Raw genomic sequence first — 12865 nt, 5'->3', positions numbered from 1 at the left:
TAAAAGGGTTAAGACGATTAAAAGCGCCGAGGGTATTAGCGCTTTAATTGCTCTTGCGGGGTAATCTAACTTATTGCTGCACTGGTTTTTTTTGTAATTTTCGCTGTAAAGTACGCCTGTGCATATTAAGCTGGCGAGCCGTTGCGGAAATATTACCTTGGTTAGCGTGCAGCACTTGCTGAATATGCTCCCACTCCAGTCGCTCTGCTGACATAGTGTGCGCATCTGCAGCAACGAGTTCGTTAACGGGCTCGGTTTTGCCAGCAAGTGCACGAACTAAGGTCAACATATCTACAGGTTTCGTTAAGTAATCATTTGCCCCTAGTCGCATCGCCTCTACAGCGGTAGCGATACTAGCAAACCCAGTCAGTAACACAATATGTGCCTCAGCCAATAATGTACGCAGCGGTGTTATGAGCGTCAGGCCATTATCATCGGCTAATTTCATATCGAGTAAAATATGGCTCGGGGTATACTCAGTTGCAACACGAATTGCCTGCTCTTTATTGTGAGCAAGCTGACATTGAAACCCTTGCTTGGTTAAGCGCCGTGCTAAAGTATTGGCAAGATTAATATCATCTTCAATAATTAATAATTTCATGCATTCTCACTGACTTGATTGCTGACTGTTAATTGCACTTTAGCAACCGCACCACCTTGCGGGTGATTAAATAATGTTAGCGAGCCCTGTAAGCGCTCAAACGTTACATTCGACAGCATAACCGCCAGTCCCATACCTGTTTCACTGGGCATTAGCTGGCCCCCTAGTTCCGCTAATTGTGTCGCGCTAAAGCCCTTACCAAAGTCGCGGATGATTAAACTCACTGATTCAGGGCTGTCAGTGTTGTATTGCCAGTTTATTTCTAAGCATTGTTGCTTAGCTTGCTGATTAGCAAACGCGGCATTTTGTAACAAGTTTAAGATTGCTGGCAGTAACATTACGTCATTAGCGATTGAGCAATTAGGCGCCTGATTTAGCCAATTAAGCTGTTGATCTGGGTATTGTAACAACATGGTATCTGTAATTTGTTGCGTCAACTCGTGTAAGGACACCGTGGCTGCCACACTTTGTGTACGCAATTGAGATGACAACACACGAAACTGCTCTAATTGCAGTGCGCATTGCAATAGCGGTTGCTGCATGTCTTTAACAATCTCATTATCCGGTTGCTCTTCAATCAGTTCTTCATAGAGTAATTGTAAATTGGCAATAGGGCTGGCTAATTGGTGGGTAATTTGCGCTGCAGCACCATCAAGCATCACTAATTGCTCTGCGCGCAGCTGTTTTTCGCGAACACTGGCAATGGTTCGCTCTCGAGAGTGTAAAGCACGGTTCATGGTGCCAATAACCAATGCAATTACGCTGGCACTGATCACAAAATTCACCCACATACCTACAAAGTGACTGGTCATTTGCATATGATGCATGCTGTGCTGCGGCATTTTAAATAACAATATACTGTATGCGGCAATCGCTAATATTGCAATGTAGGCTAACCCTCTAGCGCTAACACTCACAGCGGCAATCATGATTGGTAATAAAAGTAATGATACAAAGGCGTTTGTTGCGCCGCCACTCAAAGATAACAGAACAGCTAAAAACAACACATCGGCTGTCAATTGCATCAACATACCAAGTTCTTTGGCTTTACTGACATTACGATAAGCAATCACACTTAAGATTTGAAATACCGCTTCAAGAGCAATAACCACCAGCAAAGGCAATAAGGGAATTTGGTGCTCTAATAGAAAATAGACACTAATGACCGCGATAAGCTGAATAGCAATTGCGCCACTGCGTAACATCAGTAAACGACTGATGGCCGGATCGGTGCGCATTAAAAACGCCATACATAACTACCTAAAAATATGCCTAATATAAGCGGGTTAAACTAATCATCATCCATAGAAATGCTAAATACCGCGCACGGTGTGCCTTGATGAAACACCATTTTCCATTGACCATCACTTAAGCGCCAAAGCGACATACGTAGTGAATAATTAAATTCCGCCCGTGCAGAGCGTCGAAACGCTGCTTGATAGCTTAGTTGGGCAATGTCATCACTGAGCATGCGGCCTTTAAAATGTTGATTATAAAACTGCGGTACTACTTCTGTGGGTAGTCGCGTTAATACTTGATATTTATTAAACACCGTGCCATTGGCTGCGATTTCAATAAAATCATCATCAAGCAATGCATCAAGAGCCTGTTCAGATTGACGAACCTCTGGATCTAATAATTGCCGCTCAGCATCAATCAAATGATTAAACAATGACGCCTTAATTTTGCTGCCCATGGGAGTTCCTACAATTGTTTATATACTTGCCCTGCTTTCATCACAAACTGTACATTTTTCAATGTACTTATGTCATCAAGCGGGGATCCATTGACACTGATAATATCTGCTTGTTTACCAACACTCAACTGCCCTAGCTTATCTTGTTGGCCAAGTAACTTGGCGGCATCAATCGTCGCCGACCTAATGGCTTGCTTTTCAGTCATGCCGTATTTTACTAACCATTGAAATTCATCGGCGTTATTACCGTGACGCGACACGCCGGAGTCTGTGCCAAAAGCGATGTTAATGTTGTTTTTTAACGCCAATTTAAACGACGCTTCGACTTGTGGCACCACAGCACGGACTTTATTGGCAATCGCCACTGGCATATGAGGGTTACTGAGCACTTCTTGGCTCACCGTTTGCCCTGCTAGTAATGTAGGTACTAAGTAAGCATTATGTTTTTTAAACAGTTTAATGCTCTGTTGATCCAAGTAAGAGCCATGCTCAATTGAATCAACACCTGCTCGCAAGGCTGCTTTTATGCCGGATATGCCATGAGCGTGCGCAGTGACGCTACGCCCTAAATTATGTGCGGTATCAACAATTGCCACAAGCTCTTGATCTGTAAATTGCTGACTCACACCTGCAGCAGTATTACTTAATACGCCGCCCGTTGCGGTGATTTTAATAACATCAGCCCCTGACTTTATCACTTCACGTACAGCACGGCGACAATCATCGGCGCCATCACATACTCCAAGGCCGTCACTAATCACATCGCTAATATCTTTACGGTAGCCATGTAAATCAGCATGGCCCCCGGTTGGCGTAATGGTATCGCCTGCTGCAAATATTCGTGGCCCACTAATATCACCGCGTTCAACCGCTCTTTTCAGCGGGAAAATCACTTTATAACTGCTACCTAGATCACGTACTGAGGTAAAACCCGCATCAAGACTACGTTGCAAATACTTAATTGATCGCAGTGCATAGTCTGCTTCATATTCAGTAAGCCACCGATGAGGATTCACGTTTGCATCGCGTTCAAAAGTCACATGTACATGCATATCAATTAGGCCGGGCATAACAAACTGATCTTTTAAATCAATGATTGTCGCATCCGACAAACCAAGTTCACTGATACTAACATAACCTTCTTCAATGCGGCTGATCATGGCATTTTCTATTACTATGGTTTGTTGTTTTTCTAACGTTTGTTCAGCGCCAGATAACATTGAACCTGCGTAAATAACCTGTGTTTGTGCTGCAAAGCTTGACGCAGAGCAAAGCATTGCGCCAAGAGAAGCTAAAGTAGTGATTAATTTTTGTTTCATGTTTACCTCATTTTTCTACTACCATTAGCCTAAATTACGTTTGATTACCACTATTTACGACATAAACGCAGCGATAAACTAGTCTTAGATGTGGATTTTTGGTATAAATCAAACATAGATGACACATGTCTGACCACTTAAAGAGAGCACACTATGACTTACGCACACATTACCGGTTGGGGTAAATGTATTCCACCTGCGCGTATTAGCAATGACGAAATCAGCCAATTAGTTGATACCAATGATGAATGGATCACCTCACGTACTGGCATTAAAGCCCGCAGAGTAAGCCATGTAAGTACTGCAGAGCTTGCCACTGTGGCAGCTCAACATGCTATTGCCTGTGCAGGCATTGAAGCTAAAGACATCGATCTTGTGTTATTAGCAACGTGTACACCGTCAACAATGGTGGCAAACACCGCTTCATTAGTACAAAAAAATATTGGTGCCGTCGGCGCAGCCGCTATGGACACCAATGCAGCTTGCTCTGGGTTTTTATATGCTCTGCAAGCAGCAACGGCACAAATTCAAGCCGGTATGATTAAAAAAGCAGTGGTGATCGCAGCTGAACGTATGACCTGGTACGTAAACTGGGATCGTCGCGACAGTGCCGTGCTATTTGGTGATGGCGCCGGTGCAGTGGTACTTGAAGCAGCAGACACGCCTGCGGGTTTACTCGCCACAAAAACAGGCTGCGACAGTGAAGACCGTGATATCTTACACATCACTAATTTTGGCAGTGACTTAGATAAATACCAACCCGTTGGACCGTCTGATTTATTGTTTGAAGGGCGCGAAATTTTTAAACGCGCAGTAAAAGGCATGAGTGAAGCTTGTGATGATGTACTCACACAAGCGAGCTTAAAGCTTGATGACATAGATGTATTGGTGCCACACCAAGCAAATTTACGAATTATTCAAGCCATTCAACATCGCTTAAACGTGCCTGATGAAAAAGTAATGGTTAATATTGGTGAATACGGTAATACCTCAGCGGCAACCATTGCAATCGCATTATGTGAAGCTGTTGAACAAGGATTAATAAAGCCCCATGCCAATATTATGTCTGCTGCATTTGGGGCTGGCTTAACTTGGGCTGCCAGTTACATTAAATGGGGTGAACGTGTCACGCCGATCAGCACCAGTGACGCCACACTACCGCCTTGTGATAAAACGGGTTTAGAATTAGTCGCACCAGCAGTAGCTGCGTGCAAGGGCACAGATTAATCACATACATTATCGATTAAAGCGCGACTTTCGCGCTTTTTTATTGGAATAATATGAAACTACTCGCTATTCATCACGTTGCTATCATTTGCAGTGACTATCAACGTGCTAAACATTTTTATACCCAAATCCTCAAACTCCCTATAATTCATGAACAATATCGCGCACAACGAGACTCTTATAAGTTAGATTTAGCACTTCCTGATGGGAGTCAAATAGAGTTGTTTTCCTTTGCAGGGGCGCCAAAGAGGCCCAGTTACCCTGAAGCACAAGGGTTAAGGCACCTTGCTTTTGCAGTGGCTGATATAAATCATGCAAAGACTTACTTAGAAAAACATGCAGTAGCAGTAGAAGAAATAAGAGTTGATGAAATCACCGGGAAGCGTTTTACATTTTTCGCTGACCCCGATGATTTACCGCTAGAACTTTATGAAGCTTAGTGAAAGCGACTTTCTAGATAATTAAATACGGCGCGAACACCTAAAGCTTCACCACCGACAGGGCGACCCGGTAATGGCCGTAAGTTCCATGCCATAACATCAAAATGCACCCATGGAGTCGTTGGCTCGACAAATTCTTTTAAGTATAAAGCCGCAGTGATCGCACCACCAAATGGGCTACTCGCGCAGTTAGCCATATCAGCCACATCACTTTTTAACAAACTTCTGTACTGTTCGAAAAGTGGTAGCTGCCAAACCGGATCGCTTACTGCAATACCTGCATCAATAATACCATTAGCAACATCACGATGAGTTGAGAAAAACCCTGGTAATTCAGTTCCTAATGCAATACGGCATGCGCCCGTTAACGTTGCAAAATCAATCAACAATTGAGGTTTATCGTTTTGTGCTTCGCTTAAAGCATCACACAATACGAGTCGGCCTTCAGCGTCAGTATTATCAATTTCAACCATAATGCCTTTACGCGTTTTAATCACATCACCCGGGCGAAAAGCGTTGCGTGATACCGCATTTTCAACGGCAGGAACCAATACACGTAACTGAATAGGTAACTTTGCAGCCATAATTAACTGTGCTAAACCAATAACATGTGCTGCACCACCCATGTCTTTTTTCATGTTACGCATGCCCGAGCTTGGTTTTAAATCTAAACCACCAGAGTCAAAGCACACACCTTTACCCACTAACGTGACAAGCGGAGCATCATCCGCGCCCCAACGTAAGTCTAATAAACGTGGTTTGTTCTCACTGGCACGACCCACCATGTGGATAGTGGGATAATTTTGCTCGAGTAGCTCATCACCAACCCACTCATTGAATCGGCCATTGTAAGTATGTGCAAGATCAGCCATCACTTGCGATAAATGCTGTGGCATCATGTCTGCTGCAGGTGTGTTCACTAAATCTCGGACCAAGTTGATAGCATCTGCTTGCTGCTCAAGACGTGTAAATAGTGCCGCATCAGCTATCGCCAATTGCGCTTTAGCAGCGCCCTTCGCTTTATATTCACTAAACTCATAACCGCCTAACATAAAGCCCAGTGCAATCTGTTCTAATTGTTGTTCGCACCCTTGCACTTGATAAAGATCCGCAGGCAACTTGCTCGCCAAATCACCAGCTAACCAAAAATCGTCAAGGCTATTGACTAAACAATACACCTGACTTAGCGCAGCAGTTTGTGGATCAACCACCAAGGCAATTCCTTGCTTAGCGAAATCGCAGCTATTTAACCAGTTTTGTAAAAAAGTAGATTGCTGCTGTTGCCATGCAGCTAAGTCATTTCTAACAACAAAAGACAGTGGAATACCCGATGTACTATGACGAATTAATGTACTCATTAAATGACTCGTTTAAAATAATAGGATGATCAAGCATATCAATAACACAGCGTAAAAGGTATAGCATAGTGGCTATCCTTTTTAGTGTATGACATTATTTTTTTACAGTTGGTTTTACAACGGGCTTTGCAGCTTTGCCATTCGCGATTTCTTGCTGTTGTTGCTCTTGGGCAATTAATCGATCAATGTCTTTGAGTGGCTTATTGATGTTAAATGAACTCGGTAATACATCCACCCCCACCCAGTGGCCGAGTTTCACGACTAACGGAATTGTAATCGGCGCAAACGGTAGAATCGCAAAAATCCCTAATCCTAACCCTTTAAGAATATCTACAAACTGCGCATTAGCTTTTTGTAAATCTTCTTTACTAACTTCGCCTTGGGTGTAGCGACGATAAATGGTGAGCATTTCTTTGGTTTCTTGCTTTTCTTGTGCCAGTGCTAGTTTAAGTGCCACCATAGCCCGCTTGAAACGCAGCTGTTGGCGCTTTTTACTAATTTTTGCCACTCTAATTGGGGCACGATGGATAACTTTATATAGTCGCATAGTCGCTATTCTCACATAGCCTTAATACTTCACAAAGCATAATTTGCTCGAATAAGTTTAATTAGTTCCACGCCGTACCTTGACTACCAAAGTAAGCATTATCAAGTATAATACGATTAGGCACGCCCCACTATTTGATAACTGTAAATAATGATGAAAACGCAACAAAATGCACAAACTATTACCACCGTAGGTTGTTCAAAGAAGCCTATTAGACCTGCTTCGGATGAATGCTGTGGCGGCGGCAGTTGTTGTCCATGTGTTTGGGATGAATACAAAGAAAAATTAAAGGTATGGCGGTTACAAAACGCAGATAATAACGATAACGAATAGCAACCGTCTCAAAACCGCATTGAACAATTTTTAACCCCAACAGGTCACTTTTAAAAAATATTTATTTATTTTTTTATTAATTTCAGCGTAAAAACAACCATTTCTGCACTACTTACTATTTTCCCATAGAAAATATCGTTGCTTTTCATATGGGTAGGTCACTTTCAATTTTCCTCCATCAAAAATATAAAAAATATCAATATTTTTTAACATCTTGCACAACTATTTAACAATCTGTATAAGTTTAACGAGCCATTTGCCTTGATAAAAGTCAGCTGGTCACATAACTATTACAATTCTAACTGGGGAAATTAGAATGCAATTGAAAAATAAAGCGTTAACTCATGCAGTTAAACTAGCTCTAACCGCGACTACCGCGAGTCTCTTTATTTCAGGAACTGCACTTGCAGCAGATGAACAAACTGAAACCACTAAGGTCAATAAAAACGTCGAAAAAATTGCTGTAGTGGGCACCCGCTCTGCACCACGCTCGATTGGGGATTCACCCGTACCTATTGATATCATCGGTGGTGAAGAACTAGGTAAATCAGGTAATACTGATATGCTGGAGTTATTAAAAGGTGCCATTCCATCATTAAACGTACATTCAATGCCAATTAGTGATGCGGCATCTTTAGTACGTCCTGCCAACTTACGTGGTCTACCATCTGACAGCACATTAGTTCTACTCAATGGTAAGCGACGTCATCGTGCATCTGTTATTGCCTTTTTAGGCGGCGGTATTAACGATGGTGCTCAAGGCGCTGATATTTCAGTGATCCCAAGCATTGCTTTAAAACAAGTCGAAGTATTACGCGATGGCGCAGCTGCACAATATGGTTCTGATGCAATTGCTGGGGTAATGAACTTTGTACTTAAAGATGCCTCAGAAGGCGGGACATTTGAAGTTCGCCAAGGTGAATACTATGAAGGCGACGGCGATACAACACAAATCTCAGGTAATATAGGCCTACCATTCACTGACAATGGTTTTGCTAACTTAAGCTTTCAATACAAAACAGCGGATGCCACCAGCCGCTCAGTACAGCGTTACGATGCTGCAAATTTAGCTGATGCAGGCGTTCCAGATATTGCACCACTTACTCAAGTATGGGGGGCACCAAAAGTTGATGACGATATATCAATTTTTGGTAACGTTGGCTTAGAGCTGACTAATAACTCTGAGTTTTATATGTTTGGTAACTACTCAGAGCGTGATGTACGTGGCGGTTTTTACTATCGTAACCCGCATACTCGCCCAGGAGCTTATTCAAACGACGAAGGTCAGACTCTTTTAGTTGGCGACTTAACGGGTGATATGAGTGGTAATTGCCCTACCAATATCATGATTGATGATAATGTCCTCGACAACCCAGATTATATAAATCAAGTTGCAAATAACCCTGATTGTTTTGCGTTTAATGAAATTCTCCCTGGCGGCTTTACCCCAAACTTTGGTGGCAATATTACTGACACTTCACTCACGATGGGGACTAAAGGTGAGTTTACTGGCGGGATGTTAGAAGGCGCCTATTATGATTTAAGTGGTACCGTTGGTTTTAATGAATCACGTTACTTTATTTATGACACAATTAATGCATCGTTAGGCCCAGATAGCCCAAGAGATTTCAGCCCTGGTAAATATTCACAGTTAGAGAAAAACTTTAATTTTGATTTATCAAAAGGGTTTGATTTTGGTCTAGCGTATGATGTAAATGTCGCCGGTGGTCTTGAATGGCACGAAGAAACCTTTACAGTAACCTCGGGTGATGAAGCATCTTTTACAGCAGGTCCACTGACTGATCAAGGGTTTGGTATTGGCTCAAACGGCTTTCCTGGTTTTAAACCATCGGATGCCGGTGAGTATACGCGTCGTAACTATGCCGCATACGTCGATGTAGAAGCACCATTTACTGAAGACTTCCTAATGGGCTTAGCGCTGCGCTATGAAGACTACGACACTTTTGGCTCTACCGTTAATTATAAATTAATGGGTCAATACCACTTAACTGAAGATTTAAATATTCGCGGTTCAATCAGCACTGGTTTTCGTGCTCCCACCGTTGGTCAAGCCAATGTGAGTAATGTGCAAACAAACCTAAGTAGTGGTGTATTAGTTGACTCCGCCTTATTACCACCGACCAACCCTATTGCCGTGCAGTTAGGTGGAACCGAGCTTACCCCTGAAGAGTCACAAAGCTATACTTTTGGTGCAGTTTATACATTAGGTGAAGTATTCTTAACCCTTGATTACTACAACATTCAAGTTGAAGATCGCATCAGCCAATCTGAAAAAATTGAACTAAGCCAAGCAGATAAAGATACGCTAGAAGAAGCTGGCGTGCCAAATGTACAAAGCTTAGCGCAAGTAAGCTTCTTTACTAATGACTTTGACACAACCACCCAAGGTGTTGATTTTGTTGCAAACTACGCCACAGATTTACTCGGTGGAAGCTCTACATTTAGTTTAGCGTACAACTGGAATGAAACAGAGGTGACTCGCTCGAGTGACATTACAGGCCCATTTAAAGTAAGCCGTCTTGAAAATGACTTACCTAATCATCGAGCAACTTTAAGTTGGTCACAACAATGGGAAAGTTTCTCGATGTTTACGCGTGCAAATTATTTTGGTGAATACCAAGGTGTGCACGTAGATTATGATCAGACAGCAAAAATGGCCGATGCAGCGGTTACACTTGATGCTGAAATCACTTACTTTTTCAATGACTCAATTAGCTTCTCGGTAGGTGCACAAAACCTGCTTGATCAAGACGCTGAGAAACTTGACTTTAGTGGTGCTGATGAATTCATTCCAAATAATAACTGGGGCGGAAAATACTACGAAACCTCACCATACGGTATTAATGGTGGTTTCTACTATGTGAAAGCAACGTATACTTTTTAAGCGTAGCTAAACAAAAAAAACCAAGGCGAAATGCTCAAGACATTTCGCCTTTTTCGTTTTATAGTTAGATAAAAACAAACAGCAGTGACGCATGCTACTAGAAAAAGCCAATCAATTACTTGCCGAAAATAAACTGCAAGAGGCAGAGTTTCACTTTAAAACCCTGTTAAGCACCGACCCGCAAAATGGTGAAGCACTGTTTGGTTTAGGCCGTATCGCCCTAAGATTAGAGCGCTATGACGCCGCGGTGTATTTACTACAAAAAAGCTGTGAACGCCTGCCTAATATGTTGGAGCCACTGCATGCTTTAGCAGATGCATTTAATGGCGTTAATTCGCCAAACGATGCATTAACGGTACTTGAGTATGCAAAAAATATTGCCAGCCATAACCCAGAGCCACATTATTACCTAGCACAGCATTATTTAACCCATGGTGAAATAGACAAAGCACACACCACTTTTGCTCAAGCCCTGAGTATCGGGCTGTACCCAGTGACTGCATATATCTTGTTTGAGTTAGTACAACTAGGGCGTTTTGACAAACAACATAACTACATCAGTAATTTGCATCATTTACTAACACAAACCAATAATCTGCGTTTAAAAATGGTCTGTTATTACGCCTTAGCGAAAAGTTATGATCAACTCGATGATCTAGAACAAGCTGCAAATTATTATGAATTGGCAAATAAGCTACAGCTAAAATTAAGCGACTTCAATACTGAACAATTAACGCCGTTTTACCAAAATATTATGCGCCATCACCCCGAGCACTTGTTTCCAAAAGTTAAGCCAGGGTTCAAAGGTACAGTGACCCCGGTATTTATAATTGGCATGCCGCGCAGCGGTTCAACATTATTAGAACAAATTTTGGCGTCGCATAGTGAATGTGCCAGTATTGGCGAAGACCGTTGTATTAGTTCACAGGTAGTGCCATTTATTGAACAACAAACCAAACTCCCCTATCCAGAATGCATCAGCGCATTAACCCCGCAGCTCATTGAGCAAGCACGTGCCATTTATATTACGCGGTTAAAACACGCTAAGCCTATTCGGGCATTTATGATCAACAAATTACCCTCGAATTATCAATCACTAGGGCTTATTTATTTATTATTCCCTAATGCTAAATTTATCAACTTACAGCGCGATTTTAATGCCACAGCGTGGTCAGTATACAGTAATTACTTTGCAGAAAACGAGCCGTATTTCTGCTCGCTATCAGAATTTAAACACTACTTTGAGTTATACCAAACCTTAATGACGCACTGGCAAAACGTGATACCCAATGCCATATTGGATGTTCAATATGAGCAGTTAGTTGAGCAACCTATCGACAATTTAAAGCGCGTATTTTCATTTTTAGGTGCCGAGTTTGAATCGCAATGTTTGGAATTTTATAAATCCAAAAGTGCTGTTACTACACTGAGTAAAGCGTCCGTTCGTCAACCACTCAATGCAAACGCCGTAGAACGCTGGAAACGCTTTGAAGCGCCCCTTAAGGCGCTATTGAATGCTGCTCAAACCACACAAGCAAATCCTTAAATTGGTCTAGTTTAGCACTCGGGTGAGTCAGCATATTAATATGATCATAATCAAACTGGTGGCCGTGTTGTTTGCCGTACATTTGCAACGTCTGAACACCAAGCCCTGACTCTTCAATAAATTTTTCAATATCAATTTGCTGCGCCAGCGCTTTATCTTTCACGCCACCAATATGTAAAGTAGGCGGTAATGTTAAGCCAGCGACTATCTGCGCATAATCGAAACCATCATCAGAATCAACCCACGGTTTACGCTTCGCCCATTGCATACTTTGATAATGAGATTTTTTGGTTTCGTCATCACTGCCCCATTTGAGCTTTCTAGCCGGTAAATAACCATGCTTTTTTGCCAGTATTGGCGCTAAAAAATACCAGATCAGATTGCCTTGCAAGTACTTTTGCGGATGATGATTGTATAACGAACGTTTCGTGCCAAAATACGCACAGGCTTTTACATCATTAATGTATTGAGGGAAACGCGCAAACACACTGTTCATCAGTACGCCGCCCCAAGAATGAGCAACCCAATACGCCGGTGGTTTCCCCTCGCGCTCGGTAATACTCGCAATGAAAGCGGGGATATCTTCAATTATGGCCTCTGTCTGCCCATAATCAGCATATTTTGAAATAGCCGGTTTACTTTCACCTCGCCCTCTTAAATCAGCCACATAGCACACATAGCCTTGCTCAGCCAAAAAAGGCGCTAAGCCCTTATTTGAGCGGGTGTAAAATATTTTGCCATTTTCCACTGCTCCATGCATAAAAAATACAGCAGGGCCTGATTTTTTACTGTTATCTGCAATTCTGCGCAAATGTAATGTTTGTTGCTCGGTAAGTTTAATAAACACCGACTCTTGTACAATCGCCATTTCAGTTCCTTGTTGTCATTGTTTT

General features: G+C 42.3%; 12 protein-coding genes. 5 read left to right on the top strand and 7 right to left on the bottom strand.

The genetic code is table 11. The features are described 5' to 3' along the window. Positions 1-70: 70 nt before the first annotated feature. Genes CWB85_RS03605 through CWB85_RS03590 form a run of 4 tightly spaced genes read right to left on the bottom strand, consistent with a single transcriptional unit; the run spans position 71 to position 3616 of the window. Positions 71-601 (bottom strand): response regulator transcription factor, encoded by a 531-nt coding sequence (locus CWB85_RS03605; RefSeq protein WP_016706804.1) that lies wholly within the window; start codon positions 599-601, stop codon positions 71-73. Next, the gene (locus CWB85_RS03600) at positions 598-1839 is read right to left on the bottom strand and encodes a sensor histidine kinase (protein WP_029215988.1); all 1242 of its coding nucleotides are present in this window, start codon (positions 1837-1839) and stop codon (positions 598-600) included. Before CWB85_RS03600 ends, CWB85_RS03605 begins: the two co-directional genes overlap by 4 nt. Before the next feature lie 53 nt (positions 1840-1892). Then, positions 1893-2297, bottom strand: coding sequence for a nuclear transport factor 2 family protein (locus CWB85_RS03595; RefSeq protein ID WP_016706806.1), 405 nt, complete (start codon positions 2295-2297; stop codon positions 1893-1895). An 8-nt stretch (positions 2298-2305) separates the two neighbouring features. Continuing rightward, positions 2306-3616: a metal-dependent hydrolase family protein gene (locus tag CWB85_RS03590; RefSeq protein ID WP_138554128.1), complete on the bottom strand. Its 1311-nt coding sequence runs from the start codon at positions 3614-3616 to the stop codon at positions 2306-2308. A 153-nt stretch (positions 3617-3769) separates the two neighbouring features. Here CWB85_RS03590 and CWB85_RS03585 point away from each other — a divergent pair, with 153 nt between their 5' ends. Both CWB85_RS03585 and gloA2 read left to right on the top strand, forming a co-directional pair. Then, positions 3770-4843: a ketoacyl-ACP synthase III gene (locus CWB85_RS03585; protein WP_138554127.1), complete on the top strand. Its 1074-nt coding sequence runs from the start codon at positions 3770-3772 to the stop codon at positions 4841-4843. A 53-nt stretch (positions 4844-4896) separates the two neighbouring features. Further along, positions 4897-5283 carry an SMU1112c/YaeR family gloxylase I-like metalloprotein gene (gene gloA2 / locus CWB85_RS03580; protein ID WP_016706809.1) on the top strand — a complete coding sequence of 129 codons (387 nt, stop codon included), beginning with the start codon at positions 4897-4899 and terminating at the stop codon, positions 5281-5283. On the opposite strand, the gene CWB85_RS03575 is transcribed toward gloA2, so the two are convergent. Further along, positions 5280-6641 carry a leucyl aminopeptidase family protein gene (locus tag CWB85_RS03575; protein ID WP_138554126.1) on the bottom strand — a complete coding sequence of 454 codons (1362 nt, stop codon included), beginning with the start codon at positions 6639-6641 and terminating at the stop codon, positions 5280-5282. The two genes, gloA2 and CWB85_RS03575, sit on opposite strands and share 4 nt — an antisense overlap. 94 nt (positions 6642-6735) lie before the next feature. Continuing rightward, entirely contained in the window at positions 6736-7188 is a 453-nt protein-coding gene (locus CWB85_RS03570) for a hypothetical protein (RefSeq protein ID WP_016706811.1), read from the bottom strand. Positions 7189-7341: 153 nt separating this feature from the next. On the opposite strand from CWB85_RS03570, the gene CWB85_RS03565 reads away from it, so the two are divergent. From CWB85_RS03565 to CWB85_RS03555, 3 genes are all read left to right on the top strand, one after another. Continuing rightward, the gene (locus CWB85_RS03565; RefSeq protein WP_016706812.1) at positions 7342-7521 is read left to right on the top strand and encodes an oxidoreductase-like domain-containing protein; all 180 of its coding nucleotides are present in this window, start codon (positions 7342-7344) and stop codon (positions 7519-7521) included. Positions 7522-7837: 316 nt separating this feature from the next. Further along, the gene (locus CWB85_RS03560) at positions 7838-10426 is read left to right on the top strand and encodes a TonB-dependent receptor plug domain-containing protein (RefSeq protein WP_138554125.1); all 2589 of its coding nucleotides are present in this window, start codon (positions 7838-7840) and stop codon (positions 10424-10426) included. A gap of 91 nt (positions 10427-10517) precedes the next feature. After that, positions 10518-11972, top strand: a complete 1455-nt coding sequence (locus CWB85_RS03555) for a tetratricopeptide repeat-containing sulfotransferase family protein (RefSeq protein WP_138554124.1) — start codon at positions 10518-10520, stop codon at positions 11970-11972. Here the strand turns inward: CWB85_RS03555 and CWB85_RS03550 are convergent. Then, positions 11926-12840: an alpha/beta fold hydrolase gene (locus tag CWB85_RS03550; protein WP_138554123.1), complete on the bottom strand. Its 915-nt coding sequence runs from the start codon at positions 12838-12840 to the stop codon at positions 11926-11928. The genes CWB85_RS03555 and CWB85_RS03550 overlap by 47 nt on opposite strands. Positions 12841-12865: the final 25 nt, after the last annotated feature.

Source organism: Pseudoalteromonas sp. S1727, assembly GCF_005886375.1.
In the GTDB taxonomy this organism is placed as follows: Bacteria; Pseudomonadota; Gammaproteobacteria; order Enterobacterales; family Alteromonadaceae; genus Pseudoalteromonas; species Pseudoalteromonas haloplanktis.
This window is presented reverse-complemented; position numbering and strand designations above follow the sequence as displayed.

Excerpts from the sequence above, each read along its gene's own strand:
- CWB85_RS03560 (WP_138554125.1), top strand. The coding sequence starts at position 7,838 with ATGCAATTGAAAAATAAAGCGTTAACTCATGCAGTTAAACTAGCTCTA.
- CWB85_RS03585 (WP_138554127.1), top strand. The coding sequence starts at position 3,770 with ATGACTTACGCACACATTACCGGTTGGGGTAAATGTATTCCACCTGCG.
- CWB85_RS03600 (WP_029215988.1), bottom strand. The coding sequence starts at position 1,839 with ATGCGCACCGATCCGGCCATCAGTCGTTTACTGATGTTACGCAGTGGC.
- CWB85_RS03590 (WP_138554128.1), bottom strand. The coding sequence starts at position 3,616 with ATGAAACAAAAATTAATCACTACTTTAGCTTCTCTTGGCGCAATGCTT.
- gloA2 (WP_016706809.1), top strand. The coding sequence starts at position 4,897 with ATGAAACTACTCGCTATTCATCACGTTGCTATCATTTGCAGTGACTAT.
- CWB85_RS03550 (WP_138554123.1), bottom strand. The coding sequence starts at position 12,840 with ATGGCGATTGTACAAGAGTCGGTGTTTATTAAACTTACCGAGCAACAA.
- CWB85_RS03575 (WP_138554126.1), bottom strand. The coding sequence starts at position 6,641 with ATGAGTACATTAATTCGTCATAGTACATCGGGTATTCCACTGTCTTTT.
- CWB85_RS03605 (WP_016706804.1), bottom strand. The coding sequence starts at position 601 with ATGAAATTATTAATTATTGAAGATGATATTAATCTTGCCAATACTTTA.
- CWB85_RS03570 (WP_016706811.1), bottom strand. The coding sequence starts at position 7,188 with ATGCGACTATATAAAGTTATCCATCGTGCCCCAATTAGAGTGGCAAAA.
- CWB85_RS03565 (WP_016706812.1), top strand. The coding sequence starts at position 7,342 with ATGAAAACGCAACAAAATGCACAAACTATTACCACCGTAGGTTGTTCA.
- CWB85_RS03555 (WP_138554124.1), top strand. The coding sequence starts at position 10,518 with ATGCTACTAGAAAAAGCCAATCAATTACTTGCCGAAAATAAACTGCAA.
- CWB85_RS03595 (WP_016706806.1), bottom strand. The coding sequence starts at position 2,297 with ATGGGCAGCAAAATTAAGGCGTCATTGTTTAATCATTTGATTGATGCT.